This is a genomic window from Pseudomonas sp. GW821-FHT09D08 (assembly GCF_059416305.1).
Genome location: NZ_JBWKOX010000015.1, coordinates 1 through 19,247 on the forward strand (window position 1 = coordinate 1; position 19,247 = coordinate 19,247).

21 protein-coding genes are annotated in these 19,247 nt (G+C 60.6%); 10 read left to right on the forward strand and 11 right to left on the reverse strand.

The window, feature by feature from the left end:
* Positions 1-192 precede the first annotated feature (192 nt).
* Positions 193-726, reverse strand: coding sequence for a chalcone isomerase family protein (locus AC07OP_RS21980; protein WP_495101233.1), 534 nt, complete (start codon positions 724-726; stop codon positions 193-195).
* Positions 727-960: 234 nt separating this feature from the next.
* Between AC07OP_RS21980 and sthA the strand changes: the two genes are divergently transcribed.
* On the forward strand, positions 961-2,355 hold the full coding sequence (gene sthA / locus AC07OP_RS21985; RefSeq protein ID WP_003189670.1) for a Si-specific NAD(P)(+) transhydrogenase: 1,395 nt from the start codon (positions 961-963) through the stop codon (positions 2,353-2,355).
* 42 nt (positions 2,356-2,397) lie between these two features.
* Here the strand turns inward: sthA and AC07OP_RS21990 are convergent, their stop codons facing one another.
* Both AC07OP_RS21990 and AC07OP_RS21995 read right to left on the reverse strand, forming a co-directional pair.
* Positions 2,398-3,120 (reverse strand): glycerophosphodiester phosphodiesterase, encoded by a 723-nt coding sequence (locus AC07OP_RS21990; protein WP_027604230.1) that lies wholly within the window; start codon positions 3,118-3,120, stop codon positions 2,398-2,400.
* 44 nt (positions 3,121-3,164) lie between these two features.
* Complete coding sequence (locus tag AC07OP_RS21995; RefSeq protein ID WP_027604229.1) at positions 3,165-3,749, reverse strand: PilZ domain-containing protein; 585 nt, start codon at positions 3,747-3,749, stop codon at positions 3,165-3,167.
* A gap of 94 nt (positions 3,750-3,843) precedes the next feature.
* Here AC07OP_RS21995 and AC07OP_RS22000 point away from each other — a divergent pair, with 94 nt between their 5' ends.
* The 3 genes from AC07OP_RS22000 to AC07OP_RS22010 are packed head-to-tail and all read left to right on the forward strand — an operon-like array spanning position 3,844 to position 7,088.
* Positions 3,844-5,094, forward strand: coding sequence for a lipoprotein-releasing ABC transporter permease subunit (locus AC07OP_RS22000; RefSeq protein WP_027604228.1), 1,251 nt, complete (start codon positions 3,844-3,846; stop codon positions 5,092-5,094).
* A gap of 7 nt (positions 5,095-5,101) precedes the next feature.
* Positions 5,102-5,785 (forward strand): lipoprotein-releasing ABC transporter ATP-binding protein LolD, encoded by a 684-nt coding sequence (lolD, locus tag AC07OP_RS22005; protein ID WP_024074097.1) that lies wholly within the window; start codon positions 5,102-5,104, stop codon positions 5,783-5,785.
* A 58-nt stretch (positions 5,786-5,843) separates the two neighbouring features.
* Positions 5,844-7,088, forward strand: coding sequence for a lipoprotein-releasing ABC transporter permease subunit (locus tag AC07OP_RS22010; protein WP_092358983.1), 1,245 nt, complete (start codon positions 5,844-5,846; stop codon positions 7,086-7,088).
* A gap of 104 nt (positions 7,089-7,192) precedes the next feature.
* Here AC07OP_RS22010 and AC07OP_RS22015 read toward each other — a convergent pair whose 3' ends face one another.
* Positions 7,193-8,548, reverse strand: coding sequence for a heavy metal sensor histidine kinase (locus AC07OP_RS22015; RefSeq protein WP_495101234.1), 1,356 nt, complete (start codon positions 8,546-8,548; stop codon positions 7,193-7,195).
* Complete coding sequence (locus AC07OP_RS22020; protein ID WP_092490356.1) at positions 8,545-9,225, reverse strand: heavy metal response regulator transcription factor; 681 nt, start codon at positions 9,223-9,225, stop codon at positions 8,545-8,547. Before AC07OP_RS22020 ends, AC07OP_RS22015 begins: the two co-directional genes overlap by 4 nt.
* 157 nt (positions 9,226-9,382) lie before the next feature.
* On the opposite strand from AC07OP_RS22020, the gene copI reads away from it, so the two are divergent.
* Both copI and queF read left to right on the forward strand, forming a co-directional pair.
* Entirely contained in the window at positions 9,383-9,904 is a 522-nt protein-coding gene (gene copI, locus AC07OP_RS22025; RefSeq protein WP_495101235.1) for a copper-resistant cuproprotein CopI, read from the forward strand.
* Between the two features lie 66 nt (positions 9,905-9,970).
* The gene (gene queF / locus AC07OP_RS22030) at positions 9,971-10,801 is read left to right on the forward strand and encodes an NADPH-dependent 7-cyano-7-deazaguanine reductase QueF (protein WP_495101236.1); all 831 of its coding nucleotides are present in this window, start codon (positions 9,971-9,973) and stop codon (positions 10,799-10,801) included.
* 63 nt (positions 10,802-10,864) lie between these two features.
* Here the strand turns inward: queF and AC07OP_RS22035 are convergent, their stop codons facing one another.
* Both AC07OP_RS22035 and pcrP read right to left on the reverse strand, forming a co-directional pair.
* Positions 10,865-11,131: a DUF4404 family protein gene (locus AC07OP_RS22035; RefSeq protein ID WP_027604221.1), complete on the reverse strand. Its 267-nt coding sequence runs from the start codon at positions 11,129-11,131 to the stop codon at positions 10,865-10,867.
* Between the two features lie 110 nt (positions 11,132-11,241).
* A complete protein-coding gene (pcrP, locus tag AC07OP_RS22040; RefSeq protein WP_027604220.1) occupies positions 11,242-11,850 on the reverse strand; it encodes an HAD superfamily inactivated hydrolase PcrP in 609 nt (202 codons plus the stop codon).
* A 194-nt stretch (positions 11,851-12,044) separates the two neighbouring features.
* On the opposite strand from pcrP, the gene AC07OP_RS22045 reads away from it, so the two are divergent.
* On the forward strand, positions 12,045-12,734 hold the full coding sequence (locus tag AC07OP_RS22045; RefSeq protein ID WP_027604219.1) for an MlaA family lipoprotein: 690 nt from the start codon (positions 12,045-12,047) through the stop codon (positions 12,732-12,734).
* Between the two features lie 62 nt (positions 12,735-12,796).
* Here AC07OP_RS22045 and AC07OP_RS22050 read toward each other — a convergent pair whose 3' ends face one another.
* Positions 12,797-13,093, reverse strand: coding sequence for a PilZ domain-containing protein (locus AC07OP_RS22050; protein ID WP_115485935.1), 297 nt, complete (start codon positions 13,091-13,093; stop codon positions 12,797-12,799).
* A gap of 276 nt (positions 13,094-13,369) precedes the next feature.
* Between AC07OP_RS22050 and rssB the strand changes: the two genes are divergently transcribed.
* Positions 13,370-14,551, forward strand: coding sequence for a two-component system response regulator RssB (rssB, locus tag AC07OP_RS22055; RefSeq protein WP_027604216.1), 1,182 nt, complete (start codon positions 13,370-13,372; stop codon positions 14,549-14,551).
* Positions 14,551-15,033 (forward strand): anti-sigma factor antagonist RssC, encoded by a 483-nt coding sequence (gene rssC / locus AC07OP_RS22060; protein ID WP_003172602.1) that lies wholly within the window; start codon positions 14,551-14,553, stop codon positions 15,031-15,033. The genes rssB and rssC overlap by 1 nt, the downstream gene beginning before the upstream one ends.
* A gap of 88 nt (positions 15,034-15,121) precedes the next feature.
* On the opposite strand, the gene tal is transcribed toward rssC, so the two are convergent.
* A complete protein-coding gene (tal, locus tag AC07OP_RS22065) occupies positions 15,122-16,048 on the reverse strand; it encodes a transaldolase (RefSeq protein WP_027604215.1) in 927 nt (308 codons plus the stop codon).
* A gap of 187 nt (positions 16,049-16,235) precedes the next feature.
* Positions 16,236-17,222: a tRNA dihydrouridine(20/20a) synthase DusA gene (gene dusA / locus AC07OP_RS22070; RefSeq protein ID WP_495101237.1), complete on the reverse strand. Its 987-nt coding sequence runs from the start codon at positions 17,220-17,222 to the stop codon at positions 16,236-16,238.
* 334 nt (positions 17,223-17,556) lie between these two features.
* Between dusA and AC07OP_RS22075 the strand changes: the two genes are divergently transcribed.
* The gene (locus AC07OP_RS22075; RefSeq protein WP_115485983.1) at positions 17,557-17,778 is read left to right on the forward strand and encodes a hypothetical protein; all 222 of its coding nucleotides are present in this window, start codon (positions 17,557-17,559) and stop codon (positions 17,776-17,778) included.
* 98 nt (positions 17,779-17,876) lie between these two features.
* On the opposite strand, the gene AC07OP_RS22080 is transcribed toward AC07OP_RS22075, so the two are convergent.
* A complete protein-coding gene (locus AC07OP_RS22080; RefSeq protein WP_065939319.1) occupies positions 17,877-19,064 on the reverse strand; it encodes an MFS transporter in 1,188 nt (395 codons plus the stop codon).
* Positions 19,065-19,247: the final 183 nt, after the last annotated feature.

Genomic DNA, 19,247 nt, shown 5'->3' on the forward strand with positions numbered 1-19,247 from the left:
TGCCAGTCAGTTAAGGCTTTTTGTAGGAGCGAGCTTGCTCGCGAAAAACTCACAGGCGCCGCGTTCATTCAGGAAGCATGCGTTATCGTTGACGTTTTTCGCGAGCAAGCTCGCTCCTACAGGAGGCAATGTACGCTTAACTGACTGGCGTTAGGGCTTGCCCCCGATAGTGATCGTTCAGTGGATGCATACTCATTTCAGCAGTTTGCCGCGCAAGTCATCGGACAAGCCCTTGGGCGCCAGCCAAATGCCCAGGTAGGCCCTTGCCAGCGCGTCATTGCGGCTGCTGAACACCACCTGCCCATTGATCTCCAGATTCAGGCCACGGCCGGGGTGAAAGTCCAGGGCGTAGCGATCACCGCTGCGGATGTTACGAAAGCTGGCGTGCAACTGGTCGACTTCAAGCCTCAGGCGAGGGCTGGCTTGCTGGCGCTCCAAGGTGGCCATCGCCGCCTTGATCACATCGTTGCGGCCGATGTCGCGAAAGTAATACAGCACAAGGCGCAGCGGCTGTTGCGAGTCCCATGCCTGCCTGGCGCTCACAGTCTGCGGGGTATACAGCGCAGCCGCGTACACATCCGCCCAGAGGTAGGTGAACACCGTCTGGTTTTTCAGCGCCAGTCCGGGGGCTTGCGCAGGAAAATCGGCTTGCCGGAGGCGGTCTGCTTCATTCGCATGCACCACAACCGAAAAAATCATCATTAAACAGAAAACGACATGCCGCATAATGGCCCGTCCTGCAAAGGTGCGTGTCAGCAGTGTAATGCCGGTTTCCTGTTCCTGTAGTAAAGGCAAAACTGGCCTACGACGCGACCAAGGGTTAATGTGCGCGGCGTTGAGCCTTATATAGACTGTGCCCCGGTTCACACACTTGAGCCAAATTGTCCTTCATGACCGCTGGCCGCGGCATGATTTAGCCAGGCGTCCAACCGTGCGCCTGGCCTGTTCTGAGGAGTACGCATGGCTGTCTACAACTACGACGTGGTGGTACTGGGTTCCGGCCCGGCTGGAGAAGGTGCGGCGATGAACGCCGCGAAGGCAGGGCGCAAGGTGGCGATGGTCGATAGCCGTCGCCAGGTCGGCGGTAACTGCACCCACCTGGGCACCATCCCGTCCAAGGCTTTGCGTCACTCGGTGCGCCAGATCATGCAGTTCAACACCAACCCGATGTTCCGGGCCATTGGTGAGCCGCGCTGGTTCTCGTTCCCGGACGTGCTGAAAAGCGCCGAGAAGGTCATCTCCAAGCAAGTCGCTTCGCGCACCGGCTACTACGCCCGTAACCGTGTCGACCTGTTCTTCGGCACCGGCAGCTTCGCCGACGAGCAAACCGTCGAAGTGGTGTGCGCCAACGGCGTGGTCGAGAAGCTGGTGGCCAAGCACATCATCATCGCCACCGGTTCGCGCCCGTATCGCCCGGCGGATATCGATTTCCACCACCCGCGTATCTACGATAGCGACACCATCCTCAGCCTGGGCCACACCCCGCGCAAGCTGATCATCTACGGCGCCGGCGTGATCGGCTGTGAATACGCCTCGATCTTCAGTGGCCTGGGCGTGCTGGTGGAGCTGGTGGACAACCGCGACCAGTTGCTGAGCTTCCTCGACTCGGAAATTTCCCAGGCGTTGAGCTACCACTTCAGCAACAACAACATCACCGTGCGTCACAACGAAGAATATGAGCGGGTCGAAGGCCTGGACAACGGCGTGATCCTGCACCTCAAGTCCGGCAAGAAGATCAAGGCCGATGCCTTGCTGTGGTGCAACGGCCGCACCGGCAACACCGACAAGCTCGGCATGGAAAACATCGGGGTCAAGGTCAACAGCCGTGGCCAGATCGAAGTCGACGAGAACTATCGTACCTGCGTGCCGAACATCTACGGCGCCGGCGACGTGATCGGCTGGCCAAGCCTGGCCAGTGCGGCGCATGACCAGGGCCGTTCGGCGGCCGGCAGCATTGTCGACAACGGCAGCTGGCGTTATGTGAACGACGTGCCGACCGGGATCTACACGATTCCCGAGATCAGCTCGATCGGCAAGAACGAGCACGAACTGACCAAGGCCAAGGTGCCTTACGAAGTGGGCAAGGCGTTCTTCAAGAGCATGGCGCGTGCGCAGATCGCCGGTGAGCCGCAAGGCATGCTCAAGATCCTGTTCCACCGCGAAACCCTGGAAGTCCTCGGCGTGCATTGCTTCGGCTACCAGGCTTCGGAGATCGTGCACATCGGCCAGGCGATCATGAACCAGCCGGGTGAGCAAAATACCCTCAAGTATTTCGTCAACACCACGTTCAACTACCCGACCATGGCCGAAGCCTATCGGGTAGCGGCCTACGACGGCCTCAACCGGCTTTTTTGAGCGGCTCCGGCCGGTGGCCTGAGCCGGCCGGGGAGACCGATTTCAGTAATTCTCGAGGGTGGCAGTGGCCAAACCGGGAAAGTCTGTAATCAGGCTATCTACGCCGAAGTCGGCGAGCCTGCGCATCAGCGCAGGTTCGTTGACCGTCCACACGGACACGTGCAGGCCCTGGCGCTGGGCTTTTTCCAGGCGTTCGGGGGTGCACAACGTCCAGTTCAACGCCAGCATCTCACAGCCGTAGTTCTGCGCGACCTTCAGCGGGTCGAGCCAGGCATATTCGGCGACCAGGCCGCGTGACAGGTCGGGGGTGAGTTCAACCGCCGCCTTCAACACTTCCCGCGAGCTTGAGGTCACGGTGACCTTGTCCATCAGGCCGAAACGCACGGCCATCTCACGAATGGCCAGCACGGTGGTCGCGGCGCGGGTGCGCGAGGCGCTTTTGACTTCCAGTTGCCAGTGATCGAAGTCGCACTGTTCGAACAGCTCTTCCAGGCGCGGAATCGGGCAAGGCTTGACCCAGCCCGGGCCGCCTTTGCGCGCGTCCATCTTCACCAGGTCTGCCGCCGAATACTCGACGACTTTGCCGCGCCGGTCGGTGGTGCGCTTGAGGGTTGGGTCGTGGATGACCATCAGCTCGCCGTCCATGGACAGGTGCAAATCCAGTTCGCAGCGGCGTACACCGTGCTTGAGACACGCCTGGAAGCTGGTCAGGGTGTTTTCCGGTGCTTCGCCTTTGGCACCGCGGTGGCCGTAGATCAGGGTCACAGTTGCTCCTTTACGCCAGCTTGTCTGGCGGGGTAAATACGAATTCAGGTGTCTTGGGCGTCGCTCTGTTCCCGTGCCAGGCGCCGTTCCTGCGCCTGTTTCTGCAGGATGTAGCGCGCCAGTAGCTGGCGTTGGGCATCGGTCATGGCTTCGAATTCCGTGCCGACGTCGAAGCCTGTGCCCTTGGGATCGCAATGGGTGACCCGCGCGCGCAGCAGCAGGCCGAGCGCCTGGGGCATCAGCACCAGCTTGACCGCCAGGTGCGCACCCACCGTCAGGGGGGAGGGGTGTTGGAAATCGATGCCGCCTTCGGAAATGATCACCGGCTGCGGAGCGCCGACCTCATCCAGCAGGCCGCGGGCCATGATTTGGCTGAGCAAATCCAGGCGTTTGTTCTGCACCCGGAGAAAGGCCACGAGGGTGCGATCCTTCTCGCTGAGCTGGCGCAGCAGGTGCTGGGCTTCAAATTCGCTCAGGTGCAGTTCACTGAGCAGATTGAACAGCGGTGAATCATCCAGCAACACTTCCTTGCTCGCCGCTTCGGGGGCAGACAGGCTTTTGATTTGGAGTGCGATCATGTCGTCGATACGGTAGTATTCGCGGCGCTCTTCTTCATCTAATGTCGACATGGCGAACCCCAGGTAACGGTAATGGTCTGAGTGTAAAGCTGCTTACCAGACCCCGCCACCGGGACGTCTTCTTTTCCTCCGAACAAGCCCCGACATGTTCAGACCTCTCTTCGTATTTATTGGCACGCGTTATACCCGTGCAAAGCGTCGCAATCATTTTGTGTCGTTCATTTCCTTGACCTCGATGATCGGTCTCGCCCTTGGCGTGGTCGTGATGATCGTGGTGCTGTCGGTGATGAACGGCTTCGATCATGAGATGCGCACCCGCGTGCTGGGCATGGTGCCCCACGCGACCATCGAGGGCGATGCGCCCATCAGCGACTGGCAAAGCCTGGCCGCCAAGGTCAAGCAGAACCCCAAGGTAGTGGCCGTGGCGCCGTTTACCCAGATGCAGGGGCTGCTGACCAACGACGGCAAGGTGCAGAAAATCCTGCTCAATGCCATCGACCCGGCCCAGGAACGCAACGTCTCGATCATCGACAAGTTCATGTTGCAGGGCAAACTCGACGATCTGGCCCCCGGCAGTTTTGGCATTGTCATCGGTGACAAGGCGGCGGCCAAGCTCGGCGTCGGCATCGGCGACAAGCTGACCTTCGTCGCGCCGGAAGTCACCGTGACGCCGGCCGGCATGTTCCCGCGCATGAAGCGCTTTACCGTGGTCGGCACCTTCCACGTCGGCGCCGGCGAGATCGACGGCTACCTCGGCCTGACCAACCTCACCGACCTGGCCCGCCTGCATCGCTGGCAGCCGGACCAGGTGCAAGGCCTGCGCCTGAAGTTCAACGACTTGTTCGATGCCCCGCGCGGCGCCTGGGAAATCGCCCAGCACCTGGGTGAAAGCCAGTACTACGCCCGCGACTGGACCCGCACCCACGGCAACCTGTACCAGGCCATCCGCATGGAAAAAGCCATGATCGGCCTGCTGTTGCTGCTGATCGTCGCGGTCGCGGCCTTCAACATCATCTCCACGCTGGTGATGGTGGTGAATGACAAGAAGGGCGACATCGCCATCCTGCGTACCCTGGGTGCTACGCCGGGGCAGATCATGGCGATTTTCATGGTGCAGGGCACCGTGATTGGCGTGGTCGGCACCTTGATCGGCACCGCGGTAGGCATCTTGGCCGCGCTGAACGTCAGCGCCGCCATCGCCTTGCTTGAAAAGGTGATCGGCCACAAGTTCCTCAACGCCGACGTCTACTTCATCGATTACCTGCCGTCCCAGGTGCAAGCCCAGGACGTGCTGATGGTGGGCGGCGCCGCGTTGGTCCTGAGTTTCCTTGCCACCCTGTATCCAGCCTGGCGCGCGGCACGTACCCAGCCAGCACAGGCCTTACGTTATGAGTGAATCGGGCATGAGTGAAAAAGCAATCCTGAGCTGCCGCAACCTGGGCAAATCCTACGAGGAAGGCCCGGAATCGGTCGTGGTGCTGTCCAACCTGCAACTGGAACTGCATCCCGGCGAGCGCGTGGCGATCGTCGGCAGTTCCGGTTCCGGCAAAAGTACCTTGCTCAACCTGTTGGGCGGCCTCGATACGCCGTCCCAGGGCAGCGTATGGCTGGCCGGTGAAGAACTGTCGGCCCTGAATGAAAAGGCCCGAGGCCAGTTGCGCAACCGCTCGTTGGGCTTTGTGTACCAGTTCCACCACCTGTTGCCGGAATTCACCGCCCTGGAAAACGTGTGCATGCCGTTGCTGATCGGCAAGACCGCGATCCCGGAAGCGCGCCAGCGCGCCAAGGCGTTGCTCGAGCGCGTCGGCCTTGGCCATCGCCTGGAACACAAGCCGGCCGAACTGTCCGGCGGTGAGCGCCAACGTGTGGCGATTGCCCGTGCCCTGGTGAACAACCCGGGGCTGGTGATGCTCGACGAGCCCACCGGCAACCTCGACTCCCACACGGCCCAGGGCATCAAGGACTTGATGCTGGAACTGAGCACCCAGATGCGCACTGCGTTCCTGGTGGTGACCCATGACATGAGCATGGCCCGCCAGATGGACCGTGTGCTGCACCTGCAGGAAGGTCATCTGGTCGCCATCTGACCTGTTTCAAGCCCGGTGCCTGACGCCGGGTTTTCTATTTTTCCAACGGTGCCCGCGAATGTTCAGACCGTTATCGATTTTCATCGGCACGCGCTATACCCGCGCCAAGCGCCGCAACCGTTTTGTTTCGTTCATCTCGATGACCTCGATGATCGGCCTCGCCTTGGGCGTGCTGGCGATGATCGTGGTGCTATCGGTGATGAACGGCTTCCAGCGTGAAATGAGCTCGCGCATCCTTGGCATGGTGCCGCACGCCACTGTCGTCGGGGTGAATCCGATCGACGATTGGCAGCCGGTGGCCGCTGCGGCGATGAAGAATCCGCAAGTGACTGCCGCCGTACCGTTCACGCAGATGGACGGGATGTTCTCCTACAAGGGCGCGATGCAGCCGATTGAGATCAGCGGCGTCGACCCGGCCCAGGAAGGCAAGGTGTCGATCGTGGCCCAGCATATCGTGCAGGGCAAACTGGAAGACCTGAAGCCCGGCGAGTTCGGCGTGGTGGTCGGCGAAATCACCGCCCGGCGTTTTCGCCTGAATGTGGGCGACAAATTGACCCTGATCGTCCCGGAAATCAGCAGTGCGCCCGGTGGTATCACCCCGCGCATGCAGCGTCTGAACGTAGTGGGTATCTTCAAGGTCGGCGCCGAGCTGGATGGCTCCATGGCCCTCATCCACATGGCTGACGCTGCCGAGATACAGCATTGGCAGCCGAACCAGGTGCAGAGCGTGCGCCTGGCGTTGAAAGACCTGTACGCAGCGCCCAAGGTCTCGGCGGACATCGCCGCCAGCCTCGGCAGCGGCTACAAGCCCGATGACTGGACCCACACCCAGGGCAGCCTGTTCAGTGCGATGAAGATGGAAAAGACCATGATCGGCCTGTTGTTGCTGATGATCGTCGCTGTTGCGGCGTTCAACATCATCGCCACGCTGATCATGGTGGTGAACGACAAGGGCGCGGACATCGCGATCCTGCGCACCATCGGCGCCACGCCACGGCAGATCATGGCGATCTTCATGGTGCAGGGCACGGTGATCGGCATTGTCGGCACCTTGATTGGCGGCGTGCTGGGGGTGATTGCGGCGCTGAACGTGAGTGAGCTGGTGGGCTGGCTGGAGCGGGTGAGCGGGCAGCATATCTTCAGTTCGGATGTGTACTTCGTCAGCAACCTGCCTTCGGAGCTGCAAAGTGGCGATGTGGTGCTGATTTGTACGGCCGGGTTTGTGTTGAGCTTCCTGGCGACGATTTACCCGGCGTATCGGGCGGCGAAGATTGAGCCGGCGCATGCCCTTAGGTATTCGTAGTCTTTAAGACCGCTATCGGGGGCAAGCCCCTCCCACATTTGAATGTATTCACGGATCAACGTGTGGGAGGGGGCTTGCCCCCGATAGGGCCGGCCTGGCTTGCATCAATTTCCCCTGGGCAACTCAATCACAAACCTCGTCCACCCCGCCGCGGATTCACAAAAAATCCTCCCCCCGTGTGCCCGCACAATCGACTGGGTAATCGCCAATCCCAGGCCCGCATGCTCGCTGCTGCCTTCATGGCGCGCCGGGTCGGCTCGGTAGAACCGGTCGAACAGCCTCGGCACCACGTCCGCTGGAATACCTTCCCCGCTGTTTTCTACCGTCAGTGTCACGCCCCGTGCGCCTTCAACCATCCGCACGCGCACTTGGCCGCCGGCCGGGGTAAACCTGAGGGCGTTATCCAGCAGGTTCGACAGGGCCCGGCGCAGCATGCCGCGATCGCCGACGGTTTGCGCGCCGCCTTCGCGTACCAGCGAGACCTGTGCGTCTTCTGCCAGCAACGCGAAAAACTCCAGCAACGTCTCCACTTCATCCGCCAGTACCAACGGCTCGCGCTTGGGCACCAGCAAACCGTGGTCCGCCTTGGCCAGGTACAGCATGTCATTCACCAACTGCGCCATCCATTGCAGCTCTTCCAGATTGCTGTGCAGCGCTTCGCGGTAATCCTCCAAGGGGCGCGGTTGGGTCAGGATGACCTGGGTCTGGGTCAGCAGGTTCGACAGGGGCGTGCGCAGTTCATGGGCAATGTCGGCGGAGAAGGCCGACAGGCGTTGGAAGGCGTCGTCCAATCGCCCGAGCATGGCATTGAAGGCCTGGGCCAGTTCGGCCAATTCCGCCGGCATTTGCTGTTGAGGCAGGCGCTGGGTCAAGGAGTGGGCCGATACACTGGCAGCCACTTCGCCCATGCGCCGCAACGGCCGCAAGCCGCTGCGTGCAGCCCAGGCGCCCAGCAGCGCGGTGGCCAGGGCCGACAGGCCGACGGTGAGCCAGATCAAGTGTTGCATGCGTTGCAGGAAGTGCTGGTGATGGGTGATGTCGAGCATCAGGGTCAGTTGCGGTGAGGCGGGCTGGCCGGGCCTCAAGGGGGCGTTGTACACGCGGTAGTCGGTGCCGGCGTTTTGCAGGGTGTGCAGGCCAGGCGCCTCGGGCAGACTGACGCTTGGCGCATCGTCCAGCCAGCGCTGGCCGGCGGCGGTGATGCGCAATGTCAGGTCAGGCTGGCGATTGAGTTCGGCTCGCAGCTGCGCTTCGCGTTGGGCGAATGAGTCCAGTGATTCGACGCCCTGCAAGGTACTGCGCAGCGCCACCAGCTTGCTGTCGAGTTGCTGTTGGTCCAGCTCAATGAAGTGCGCCTCGCTGGCACGGTTGAACAGCACGCCGGCGAGCAACGAGACCACCGCGGTGCACGCCGCAAACAGCAGGGCCAGGCGGCTGGCCAGGGACAGACGCTGGATCAATGGCTCCGCTCCTCCAGCACATAACCCATGCCGCGCACGGTATGGATCAGCTTGGTGGGGAAGGGATCGTCGACTTTCAGGCGCAGGCGCCGGATCGCGACTTCGATGATGTTGGTGTCACTGTCGAAATTCATGTCCCACACCTGGGAGGCAATCAGCGACTTGGGCAGGACTTCGCCCTGGCGGCGCAGCAGCAGTTCCAGCAGGGAGAACTCCTTGGCGGTGAGGTCGATGCGCTGGCCGTCCCGTTCGACGCGGCGGCGGATCAGGTCCAGGCGCAGGTCGGCCAGTTGCAGGGCGGTTTCCTGCGGCGTGCTGCTGCCACGGCGCAACAGGCTGCGTACCCGCGCCAGCAGTTCGGAGAAGGCAAAGGGCTTGACCAGGTAATCGTCGGCACCCAGTTCCAGGCCGTGCACCCGGTCTTCCACGGCATCCCGGGCGGTCAGAAACAGCACCGGGATTTCCAGGCCGGCACTGCGCACCGCTTGCAGGATTTGCCAGCCGTCGCGACCGGGCAGCATCACATCCAGGATCAACAGGTCATAATCGCCGGTCAGCGCCAGGTGCTGGCCGCTGGTACCGTCGGCCACCAGTTCGGTGGTGAAGCCCGCCTCGGCCAGGCCTTGGCGCAGATAGTGGCCGGTTTTCGGTTGGTCTTCGACGATCAGCAATTTCATGGGCGGCTCTTGGCAACAGTTCACGAGGGGCTTTATACCCTGGGTGCCAGGGGAAGGGCGCAACCTGACAAAGTTGTAATCTAGCAGTCAGCTGGCTGGCAGCGGCGCACTCTTAGAGTGCTGTCCAAGCAGGTTGCACACTTTTTGGAGAATCGAGATGGCATTGCGTACACCCCTGTTGTTGGCGGGCTGCCTGTTGGCGTTGAGTTTCAATGCAATGGCGGATGCGGCCCATACCTATGCGTTCGGCCAGCCGGCATCGGCGGATAAGGCCACACGCACCGTGGAAGTGACGCTGCAGGATATTTCTTTTTCGCCCACGTCCCTGGACGTCAAGGCCGGTGAGACGGTGCGCTTTGTACTGGTCAACAAAGGCCAGTTGCTGCATGAATTCAACCTCGGTGACGCGGCGATGCACGCCGAACACCAGAAGGAAATGCTGCAGATGCAGGCCAGCGGCATGCTCACTTCCACGGGAATGGGCAAGATGGATCATAGTGCCATGGGCCACGGTGAAATGGGCGGCATGAAACACGACGATCCCAACAGCGTGCTGGTGGAGCCCGGCAAGACCGCTGAGCTGACCTGGACGTTCACCAAGGCCACCGGCCTGGAGTTTGCCTGCAACCTCCCCGGGCATTACCAGGCGGGCATGGTCGGCAAGCTGACCGTCGAGTAAGGCGTTTCTTAAGGGCGGGGGCAAAGGCTGGTAGACTGGCGCGGTTTATTTAGCCAGGTTTCCGCCATGCATCCCGCAGCCGAACATTCGCCGCTGGGCAAGTCCAGTGAATACATTTCCACCTACACCCCTTCGTTGCTGTTCCCGATTCCACGCGCCGCCAAATGGGCCGAGCTGGGCCTGAGCGCCGAGACCCTGCCGTACAAGGGCGTGGATTTCTGGAACTGCTTCGAGTTGTCCTGGCTGCTGCCGTCGGGCAAGCCGGTGGTGGCCATCGGTGAGTTCAGCATCCCCGCCGACTCGCCGAACATCATCGAGTCCAAGTCGTTCAAGCTGTACCTCAACTCGCTGAACCAGACCGCGTTCACCGATACACCAAGCCTGGAAGCGACCCTGCGCACCGACCTCAGCGCCGCCGCCGGCAAGCCTGTTACCGTGCGTATCCGCAGCTTGGCCGACATTGAGGCCGAAGGCGTGATGGCGTTGCCGGGCACGTGCATTGACGAACTGGATATCAGTGTCAGCAACTACGAACACCCGCGCCCGGAGCTGCTGCGTTGCGATGACTCGCGCATTGTCGAGGAGAGCGTGCACAGCCACCTGCTCAAGTCCAACTGCCCGGTGACCAGCCAGCCCGACTGGGGCAGCGTGGTGGTGGAGTACCGTGGTTCGGCGTTGGATCACGGGAGTTTGCTGGAATACCTGGTGAGCTTTCGCCAGCACTCGGATTTCCATGAACAGTGCGTGGAGCGCATTTTCCTCGACCTGCAGCGTTTGCTGAAGCCGGAGAAGTTAACGGTGTATGCGCGCTATGTGCGGCGCGGCGGGTTGGATATCAACCCTTACCGCAGTACTGAGGATGTGGCGTTCCAGAACGTGCGCCTGGCCCGTCAGTAAGCAAAGGTGGGAGGGGGCAAGCCCTCTCCTACCTTTTGGTTCTGCGCCTGGCTTGGGCTCGGGTCAGATCCCCATATTGCCCAAGGTGATCATGATATTGCGCAGTGTCCCGGAAATCACCGGGTGCTCAGCGTCGAACTCTATGGCAGCTTGGCTCACATCGTCGGAAATACTCGGCGTTTGAGTGGCTGGTTCAAGTTCAAGTTGCAATTCAAACTTGGCAATCAAGGCTTGCAGAGCATCACGTTTTTCTTCCGACAGCGGCGGCTCCTGTTCCAGCTGCCCGCGCAGGATCTCGACCTGTTCTTCCAGTTTTTTGCGATCAGGCATGACGTTCTTCCTTTTATCGATAGGCACTGGCATAGACCACGGCACGCCGTGAAAGGTCTACGGACTGACCTGTAGATTAATCCACGGGCGCCGACTGTGCATGATCTCGATCAGGGCTTCTCGCCTTTGAGCTGGCGCAGGCTGATGTCGGCCAGGCAGGTGCCGAGTTCACCGAGGTGATCGATCACCGAGTGGACCCCCAGGCCATAGAGCTCAACGGTGGCTTTGCCGCGCCTGTGCTCGCGTTCCTTGTCGCTCAGCGCCTGCCACTGCTCAGGCGCCAGGCCGCACAATGAACCACAGGAGGCCAGGCCAATGGTCCACAAGCCGGCATTCAGGCCCGATTGCAACAGGCGCGGCTCGCCGCTGACCAGTACGCAACCTTCCAGGCGTTCAATGTTGAGTTCCATCAAGGCTTGCCAGCAGGCATGAGGGGCGGGCCAGCGGATGGAGGAGGGGGATGCGGCCTTGAGCCAGTTGGGCAGTACGGCGGCCAGTGGTGTGGTTACCGAAGGCGGCAGTTCATCCAGCCAGGCACAGGGGACGCCTTGTTCCTTGAGGCTGCGCAGGATTTTCAGGGCGCCGGGTGTGGCTTGGGAGTCCGGGGAGGGGGAATCGGTGCGTGCCCGGGAACCAAAGTCCACCAGGCAACCACTCAGGCCAAACAGAACAGCAGTCAAGGCGGGCGCGTTGGCGATGGCTATCTCGGCGTGAGGCATGTCGACATCCCTGAAATAGCTGTGACGCTATCGGGGCAGGATGACAAGCAGATGACAGGCGGCTAATTGTAGGAAAATTGTCCATTTGTGTTAGGACGATTCCTGGCAGCTGCCTAATTGGACACTTCCGTCATATACTGACGGCCTTATTCAGGGCATAGCGCCCATGACAGACCATTCAAGGAGCAAAAGCTATGCGCTGGAGCCACTACTTCGCTCAGCTATCGGTGTGTGCCACTGTCCTACTGGCGCCTTTCGCTGCACAGGCTGCATCGGAAGATGATCCATGGGAAAGCGTCAACCGCCCGATCTTCACCTTCAACGACACCGTTGATACCTACGCCCTCAAGCCATTGGCCCAAGGCTATCAGTGGATCACCCCGCAATTTGTCGAAGACGGTATCCATAACTTCTTCCGCAATATCGGCGATGTCGGCAACCTGGCCAATAACGTGCTGCAGCTCAAGCCCCACAATGCTGGGGTCGACACTGCGCGCTTGCTGGTTAACACCACGTTCGGCGTGCTGGGCTTTATCGACGTCGGCACCAAAATGGGGCTGCAACGCAGTGATGAAGACTTCGGCCAGACCCTCGGTTACTGGGGCGTGGGCAGCGGTCCCTACGTGATGATCCCGCTGCTGGGACCGAGCACCTTGCGTGATGCACCGTCCAAATACGTGGACAGCTACACCCAACCGTACCGCTATATGAACGATATCGGCTGGCGCAACAGCACCATGGGCCTGAACATCGTTGACACCCGTGCCAGCCTGCTCGACAGCGAGAAATTGATCACCGGCGACAAGTACACCTTTATCCGCAATGCCTACCTGCAGAACCGCGAGTTCAAGGTCAAGGATGGCAAGGTCGTCGACGACTTTTAAGCTGTGATGTTTTGAAATGAAAAAAAGGCGACCCTGGCGGTCGCCTTTTTTATGCGCGGGTTTCAGCGCATTTTCAGGATCCTAAGCCCGAGTTGTTGCTCGTCGCCCGTGGTTTTGGTCCAGACCACTTTCGTGTCAGCCTCCAGGCCCTTGAGCGCCGCGTGCTCTGAATCAATGCGCACGGTGAGCAGGTCTCCCACGGCGAACTGGCGCGGTGCCTGCACCTGCATCCCGGAGCTGGAAAGGTCCACGCAAACCCCGGCAAACTCCTGGCCTTCGTGGAGCAAAGATACTTCGGCATCCACCCGCATGCGGATGAAATCGCGTTTTTCGGCGTAGTCGCGCTCGTGTTCGCCCATCGGTTCCATCCTTACTTTGTCTTGTGGTCTTGGCTGTTCTTATAACTCTCGGTGATTTGCGATGTAAAGACGCCCGGCGACCATCGGCATGAGCTTGAAACCCCTGGCGGATGGGAGTACCGTCTGCGCCTTAGAAGGGCACCTCTGCTTTACAGTTGTGCATGGGGAAAATCCCATTGCGTTGTAGTACAGAGAGGCTAGAAAGCGAATCCAGTACGTGAGCCCGGCCATTGCCGAGCCACCTACGCCAACCTAATTCTGGCGCCGTTTGCCCACATGCAAAAAACCAGTGCCACGCTGCTGATAATCGATGACGACGAAGTAGTGCGCGCGAGCCTTGCGGCCTATTTGGAAGACAGTGGCTTCAGCGTCCTGCAGGCCAGTAATGGCCAACAGGGTCTCCAGGTATTCGAGCGCGACCAGCCCGACCTCGTGATCTGCGACCTGCGCATGCCCCAGATGGGCGGCCTGGAGCTGATTCGCCAGGTGACCGAGCTTGCCCCGCAGACGCCGGTGATTGTCGTGTCCGGTGCCGGCGTCATGAACGATGCCGTCGAAGCGTTGCGCCTGGGCGCTGCCGACTACCTGATCAAGCCCCTCGAAGACCTGGCGGTACTGGAGCACTCTGTGCGCCGCGCCTTGGATCGTGCGCGCCTGCTGGTCGAGAACCAGCGCTACCGCGAAAAGCTCGAAACCGCCAACCGCGAACTCGAAGCCAGCCTTAACCTGCTTCAGGAAGACCAGAACGCCGGTCGCCAGGTGCAGATGAACATGCTGCCGGTCAGCCCCTGGACCATCGACGAATTCCAGTTTGCCCACCAAATCATCCCGTCGTTGTACCTGTCGGGCGATTTTGTCGATTATTTCCGCGTAGACGAGCGGCGTGTCGCGTTCTACCTGGCCGATGTCTCCGGCCATGGTGCTTCCTCTGCTTTTGTCACCGTGCTGTTGAAGTTCATGACCACACGGCTGTTGTTCGAATCCAAGCGTAATGGCACCTTGCCGGAGTTCACCCCCTCCGAGGTGCTGGGCCACATCAACCGAGGCCTGATCAGCTGCAAGCTGGGCAAGCACGTGACGATGGTGGGCGGCGTGATTGATGAAGAAACCGGTCTTTTGACCTACAGCATCGGCGGCCATCTGCCGATGCCTGTTTTATACACTCCCGACAGTGTGCGTTACCTGGAAGGGCGTGGTCTGCCCGTAGGCTTGTTCAATGAAGCTACTTACGAAGACCACATCCTGGAGCTGCCGCCGACGTTCAGCCTGACGCTGATGTCCGATGGCATCCTGGATCTTCTTCCAGAGCCTACACTCAAAGAGAAAGAAGCCGCCTTGCCCCAGAAGGTCAAGTCGGCGGGCGGCAGCCTGGATGGCCTGCGGCAGGTTTTTGGATTGGCCACGCTAGGGGAGATGCCGGATGATATCGCCCTATTGGTGTTGAGCAGGAATCTTTGATGAGTACCGGAAGAATCCAATTCGCCGAGCAAGACGGGACCTTCGTCCTGAAGTTTGTCGGTGAAGTGCGCCTGACCTTGTGTTCGGCGCTGGATGCGACGATTGAGCGGATTTTCACGGCGTTGAATTTCTCGGCGATCGTGATCGATCTGACCGAAACCCGCAGCATCGATAGCACCACCCTTGGGCTGTTGGCCAAGTTGTCCATTCTGTCCCGGCAGAAGGTCGGCCTGTTGCCGACCGTCGTCACCACCCACGAAGACATCACCCGTCTGTTGCAGTCCATGGGCTTCGACCAGGTGTTCAACATCGTTGATCGCCCGATCCCTTGCCCGGAATGCCTCACCGACCTGCCGTCCCAGGATCAGTCCGAGGAAGTGGTGCGGGTCAAGGTGCTTGAAGCGCACAAGATCCTGATGGGCCTGAACGAGTCCAACCGCGAAGCCTTCCACGACCTCGTCAACGCCCTCGAGCGGCACTGATCCCGGGGATCGCCTGCTACTTAGGGACAACAGAGCAAAAAAAGGGCGGTACCCTCACAGGTACCGCCCTTTTTGCCGCCTGCGCCGTTTACAGCTTGGCGGACAACAGTGCCTCAAGCTTCTCCTGGTCCCGGGCAAACTGACGAATCCCCTCCGCCAGCTTCTCAGTCGCCATCGCATCCTCGTTGGACTCCCAACGGAACTGCGCTTCAGTCAGATGCACTCGCGCTTCTCCGGCGTGCCCTGGTGACAACTTGCGTTCCAGCTTGCCGTCATCCGCCGCCAGCTTCTCCAGCAGGTCCGGGCTGATGGTCAAGCGATCACAGCCAGCCAGCTCTTCAATCTGGCTCAGATTGCGGAAACTCGCACCCATCACCACGGTCTTGTAGCCATTAGCCTTGTAGTAGTTGTAGATGCGCGTCACCGACTGCACGCCCGGATCATCAGCGCCAGTGTAGTCGTTGCCATTGGCTTTCTTGTACCAGTCGTAGATACGGCCTACGAACGGTGAAATCAGGAACACGCCGGCCTCTGCACACGCCACCGCCTGGGCAAACGAGAACAGCAGGGTCAGGTTGGTCTGGATGCCTTCTTTTTCCAGCTTCTCCGCCGCGCGGATGCCTTCCCAGGTGGATGCGATCTTGATCAGTACGCGGTCACGGCTAACCCCGGCTTTGTCGTACAGGTCGATCAGACGGTGCGCACGCTTGAGTACGGCGTCAGTGTCGAACGACAGGCGCGCGTCTACCTCGGTGGAGATGCGTCCCGGCACGACTTTAAGGATCTCTTGGCCCACGGCCACCGCAAACCGGTCGCTGGCCAGGCCGACATCACCGTTGCAGTCCTGCACGCACTCATCCAGCAGCTTGGCATAGCCCGGAATCGACGCGGCCTTGAGCAGCAGGGAAGGGTTGGTAGTGGCGTCTTGGGGCTTGAGCTTGGCGAGGGTAGAAAAATCGCCGGTATCGGCTACGACAGTGGTGAATTGCTTGAGTTGTTCCAGCTTGGAAGTCATGGGCGTGCTCTGTCCTATGGGTCTGATGACATTACCCGAGCGCTGGCAGGCGCTCAAGGGCGCAAATGCGTTCGATCGTTTGCGAGGGCAACAACCTGAAAACAGCCGTTTGAATGCCCGGCGGTACTGCTGAATAGGAGGCCAAAACCGCCAGCAGGTTCAACCCAATTGCCCCATGACTGGATACTCAGCGTCCTTCTAACAAAGCGCCGGCTTGATCCAGCAACGCCAGCGGATCACTGGCCTTGTGAATATCCACCGACAATAACTGCCGAAACTTCCTCGCCCCCGGAAACCCCGTCCCCAATCCCAGCACGTGGCGGGTTATATGGTGCATCGTCCCGCCGTTCGCCAAATGTTCCGCAATATAGGGTCGCAACTGCGCCAACGCCTCCGCCCGACTGATCACAGGCTGCGCACTATCAAACAACTGCTGATCCACCTCCGCCAGCAGATACGGATTGTGATAAGCCTCACGGCCCAGCATCACCCCGTCAAACGTCTGTAAATGCTCATGGCATTGCTCCAACGTCTTGATCCCGCCGTTGAGAATAATCTCCAGCTCCGGGAAATCCTGCTTCAACTGCGCCGCCACGTCATACCGCAACGGCGGAATGTCGCGATTTTCCTTCGGCGACAAGCCCTCAAGAATCGCAATCCGCGCATGCACGGTGAAACTGGTGCAGCCGGCGTCCTTCACCGTCCCGACGAAATCACACAATTGGGCATAACTGTCCCTGCCGTTGATGCCGATACGGTGCTTCACCGTCACCGGAATCGACACCGCATCACGCATCGCCTTCACACAATCGGCTACCAGGGCCGGGTGAGCCATCAGGATCGCGCCGATCATGTTGTTCTGGACGCGGTCGCTGGGGCAGCCGACGTTCAGATTCACTTCGTCATAACCGGCAGCCTCGGCCATACGGGCGCAGGCTGCCAGGTCAGCGGGGACACTGCCACCGAGCTGGAGCGCCAGAGGGTGCTCGGCTTCGTTATGGCGCAGGAAACGGTCGTGGTCGCCGTGGAGGATTGCGCCAGTAGTGACCATCTCGGTGTAGAGCAGGGCGTGCTTGGAGAGCAGGCGCAGGAAGAACCGGCAGTGGCGGTCGGTCCAATCCATCATCGGGGCGACGGAAAAGCGGCGGGATAGAGGAGCGGTTTGTAGGGGCATTGGGCATCTGAATCAACGTGGCGAATGGCGCGCAGTTTATCAGGGATGGATCCAGGGTGTGGGAGAGGCGTGTTTTGTGGCATTCACCACTTCGAACGCGGGCGTTGCCGTGTGTGGAATATGCCGAGGATTTGCAGACGATCTCCGCGAACCCGATACGGGATCGGGTAGCGAGTATCGGGGGCAGCCCACTAACCCCGCCGCCTTATCCTCAAGGCGACAACCTGAACCCACCCTGTCACCCAGCAAAGTTTCATAATTTCCTTTGCCGTTGAGGTCTACGATCTTACTCAAGAGAGGCCCCCACGCCTCCAGCCCACAGGGAACTGAAAAAATGATTTCGAACCTCGTCAAAGTCGTGATGATTGCTGGCACATTGCTGTTGGGCGCTTGTTCTTCGGGTTCGTCCGGTGTGAGCGGGGACCCTTGCTTTTCAGGCGGATGCCAGGCGTTTGGGGACCACAGCCCCAGCAAGGCCGCGAAGATGAATTTTGGCGGCAGTGGGCTGGGGAGTAGTTATGGGGAGTACGGGTCGGGTTTGTTGCATGATGATTGATGGGGTGGTGGGTCAGCCATTGGTGTGTTGACTGACCCACAGCGATCGGGGGCAAGCCCCTCCCATATTCGATCTGTAGGGGGGCAACATTGTGGGTGTCAATGGCCGCCCTTCATGCGGCGGGCGATCAGGTAGATACCCAGGCCGACCAGTGCCGTCGCCGCGCCGATGTAGCCGGTGCTGGTCCAGCCAAACCCCGCCGTAATCGCCATGCCGCCAAACCATGGCCCCAGCGCATTGGCCAGGTTGAACGCTGCATGGTTGGAGGCTGCCGCCAGGCTCGGGGCTTCGTGGGCAATGTCCATCAGGCGGATCTGCAGCGGCGCAGCCAGCGACACCATGGTGCCGACCAGGCCCATGCTCAGCAACACGCCCCATAGCGAGGACGCCGCGAGGGGGAAGAACAGCAACACGGCGATCGACCACACCAGAATCCAACCCACCGCACGAAACTGCAGGCGATCAAACAGCTTGCCGCCGGCGATGTTGCCGATAATCCCGCCCACGCCAAACGCTGCCAGACCAAATGGAATCCACTGCGGCGATACCTTGGTCACTTCCAGCATGGTCGGCGCCAGGTAGCTGAACACGCAGAACATTCCGGCAAAGCCAATGGCGCCAATGGACAGCGCCATCCACACCTGGGGTTTGGTGAAGGCGCGCAGTTCCTTGCGTGGGTCGCTGCGTTGTTCGTCATGGCGATGGGGCACGAATTGCCAGACCAGGGCGATGGTGCACAGGGCGATCACGCTCACCAGCGCGAACGCCGAGCGCCAGCCCAGGTGCTGGCCGAGGAAGGTGGCGATGGGGTTGCCCAGCAGCATGGCCAGGGTCAGGCCCATCATTACCCGCGCCACGGCGCCGGCACGTTTGTCGTTGGGCACCATGCTCGAGGCGACCACGGCAGCAATGCCGAAGTAGGCGCCGTGGGGCAGGCCGCTGATAAAGCGGAACGCCACCAACGAGCCGAAGGTCGGGGTGAACGCGGTGGCGAGGTTGCCCAGGGCATACAGGCCCATCAGCAACAGCAACATATGTTTGCGCAGCAACTTGGCGCCGAGGATGGCCAGCAGTGGGGCGCCGACCATCACGCCGAGGGCGTAGGCGCTGATGGCGTGGCCGACCTGGGGTTCGCTTAAACCCAGGTTTTGCGCGATGTCGGGCATCAGGCCCATGATGGCGAATTCGCCGGTACCGATCGCGAAGGCGCCCACGGCCATGGCAGCTTCCATTTTGGCGGCGCTGCGCGCGGGCAGTACGTGCCCGGGAGTTTGGTGGATAGACATGGATCGCTCTGTATTGAAGGGGTACGAGGGAAAACCGTCGATGCTACGCAAGCAGCGACGAAGGAGTCTAGAACAGCCTTTTGCCTGAGAGTTCCTGCCCTGTGACCTCAGGTCGCGTTTGCCACACTTGACACTCGCGCGTTAAAACCGGCGATTTAGAGTTGTCAATTGGCCAAACGACGC

Bases quoted from the DNA above. Each gene is read 5' to 3' on its own strand.
- AC07OP_RS21980 (WP_495101233.1), bottom strand. From the start codon at position 726: ATGCGGCATGTCGTTTTCTGTTTAATGATGATTTTTTCGGTTGTGGTG.
- sthA (WP_003189670.1), top strand. From the start codon at position 961: ATGGCTGTCTACAACTACGACGTGGTGGTACTGGGTTCCGGCCCGGCT.
- AC07OP_RS21995 (WP_027604229.1), bottom strand. From the start codon at position 3,749: ATGTCGACATTAGATGAAGAAGAGCGCCGCGAATACTACCGTATCGAC.
- AC07OP_RS22000 (WP_027604228.1), top strand. From the start codon at position 3,844: ATGTTCAGACCTCTCTTCGTATTTATTGGCACGCGTTATACCCGTGCA.
- lolD (WP_024074097.1), top strand. From the start codon at position 5,102: ATGAGTGAAAAAGCAATCCTGAGCTGCCGCAACCTGGGCAAATCCTAC.
- AC07OP_RS22010 (WP_092358983.1), top strand. From the start codon at position 5,844: ATGTTCAGACCGTTATCGATTTTCATCGGCACGCGCTATACCCGCGCC.
- AC07OP_RS22020 (WP_092490356.1), bottom strand. From the start codon at position 9,225: ATGAAATTGCTGATCGTCGAAGACCAACCGAAAACCGGCCACTATCTG.
- copI (WP_495101235.1), top strand. From the start codon at position 9,383: ATGGCATTGCGTACACCCCTGTTGTTGGCGGGCTGCCTGTTGGCGTTG.
- queF (WP_495101236.1), top strand. From the start codon at position 9,971: ATGCATCCCGCAGCCGAACATTCGCCGCTGGGCAAGTCCAGTGAATAC.
- AC07OP_RS22035 (WP_027604221.1), bottom strand. From the start codon at position 11,131: ATGCCTGATCGCAAAAAACTGGAAGAACAGGTCGAGATCCTGCGCGGG.
- pcrP (WP_027604220.1), bottom strand. From the start codon at position 11,850: ATGCCTCACGCCGAGATAGCCATCGCCAACGCGCCCGCCTTGACTGCT.
- AC07OP_RS22045 (WP_027604219.1), top strand. From the start codon at position 12,045: ATGCGCTGGAGCCACTACTTCGCTCAGCTATCGGTGTGTGCCACTGTC.
- AC07OP_RS22050 (WP_115485935.1), bottom strand. From the start codon at position 13,093: ATGGGCGAACACGAGCGCGACTACGCCGAAAAACGCGATTTCATCCGC.
- rssB (WP_027604216.1), top strand. From the start codon at position 13,370: ATGCAAAAAACCAGTGCCACGCTGCTGATAATCGATGACGACGAAGTA.
- rssC (WP_003172602.1), top strand. From the start codon at position 14,551: ATGAGTACCGGAAGAATCCAATTCGCCGAGCAAGACGGGACCTTCGTC.
- tal (WP_027604215.1), bottom strand. From the start codon at position 16,048: ATGACTTCCAAGCTGGAACAACTCAAGCAATTCACCACTGTCGTAGCC.
- dusA (WP_495101237.1), bottom strand. From the start codon at position 17,222: ATGCCCCTACAAACCGCTCCTCTATCCCGCCGCTTTTCCGTCGCCCCG.
- AC07OP_RS22075 (WP_115485983.1), top strand. From the start codon at position 17,557: ATGATTTCGAACCTCGTCAAAGTCGTGATGATTGCTGGCACATTGCTG.
- AC07OP_RS22080 (WP_065939319.1), bottom strand. From the start codon at position 19,064: ATGTCTATCCACCAAACTCCCGGGCACGTACTGCCCGCGCGCAGCGCC.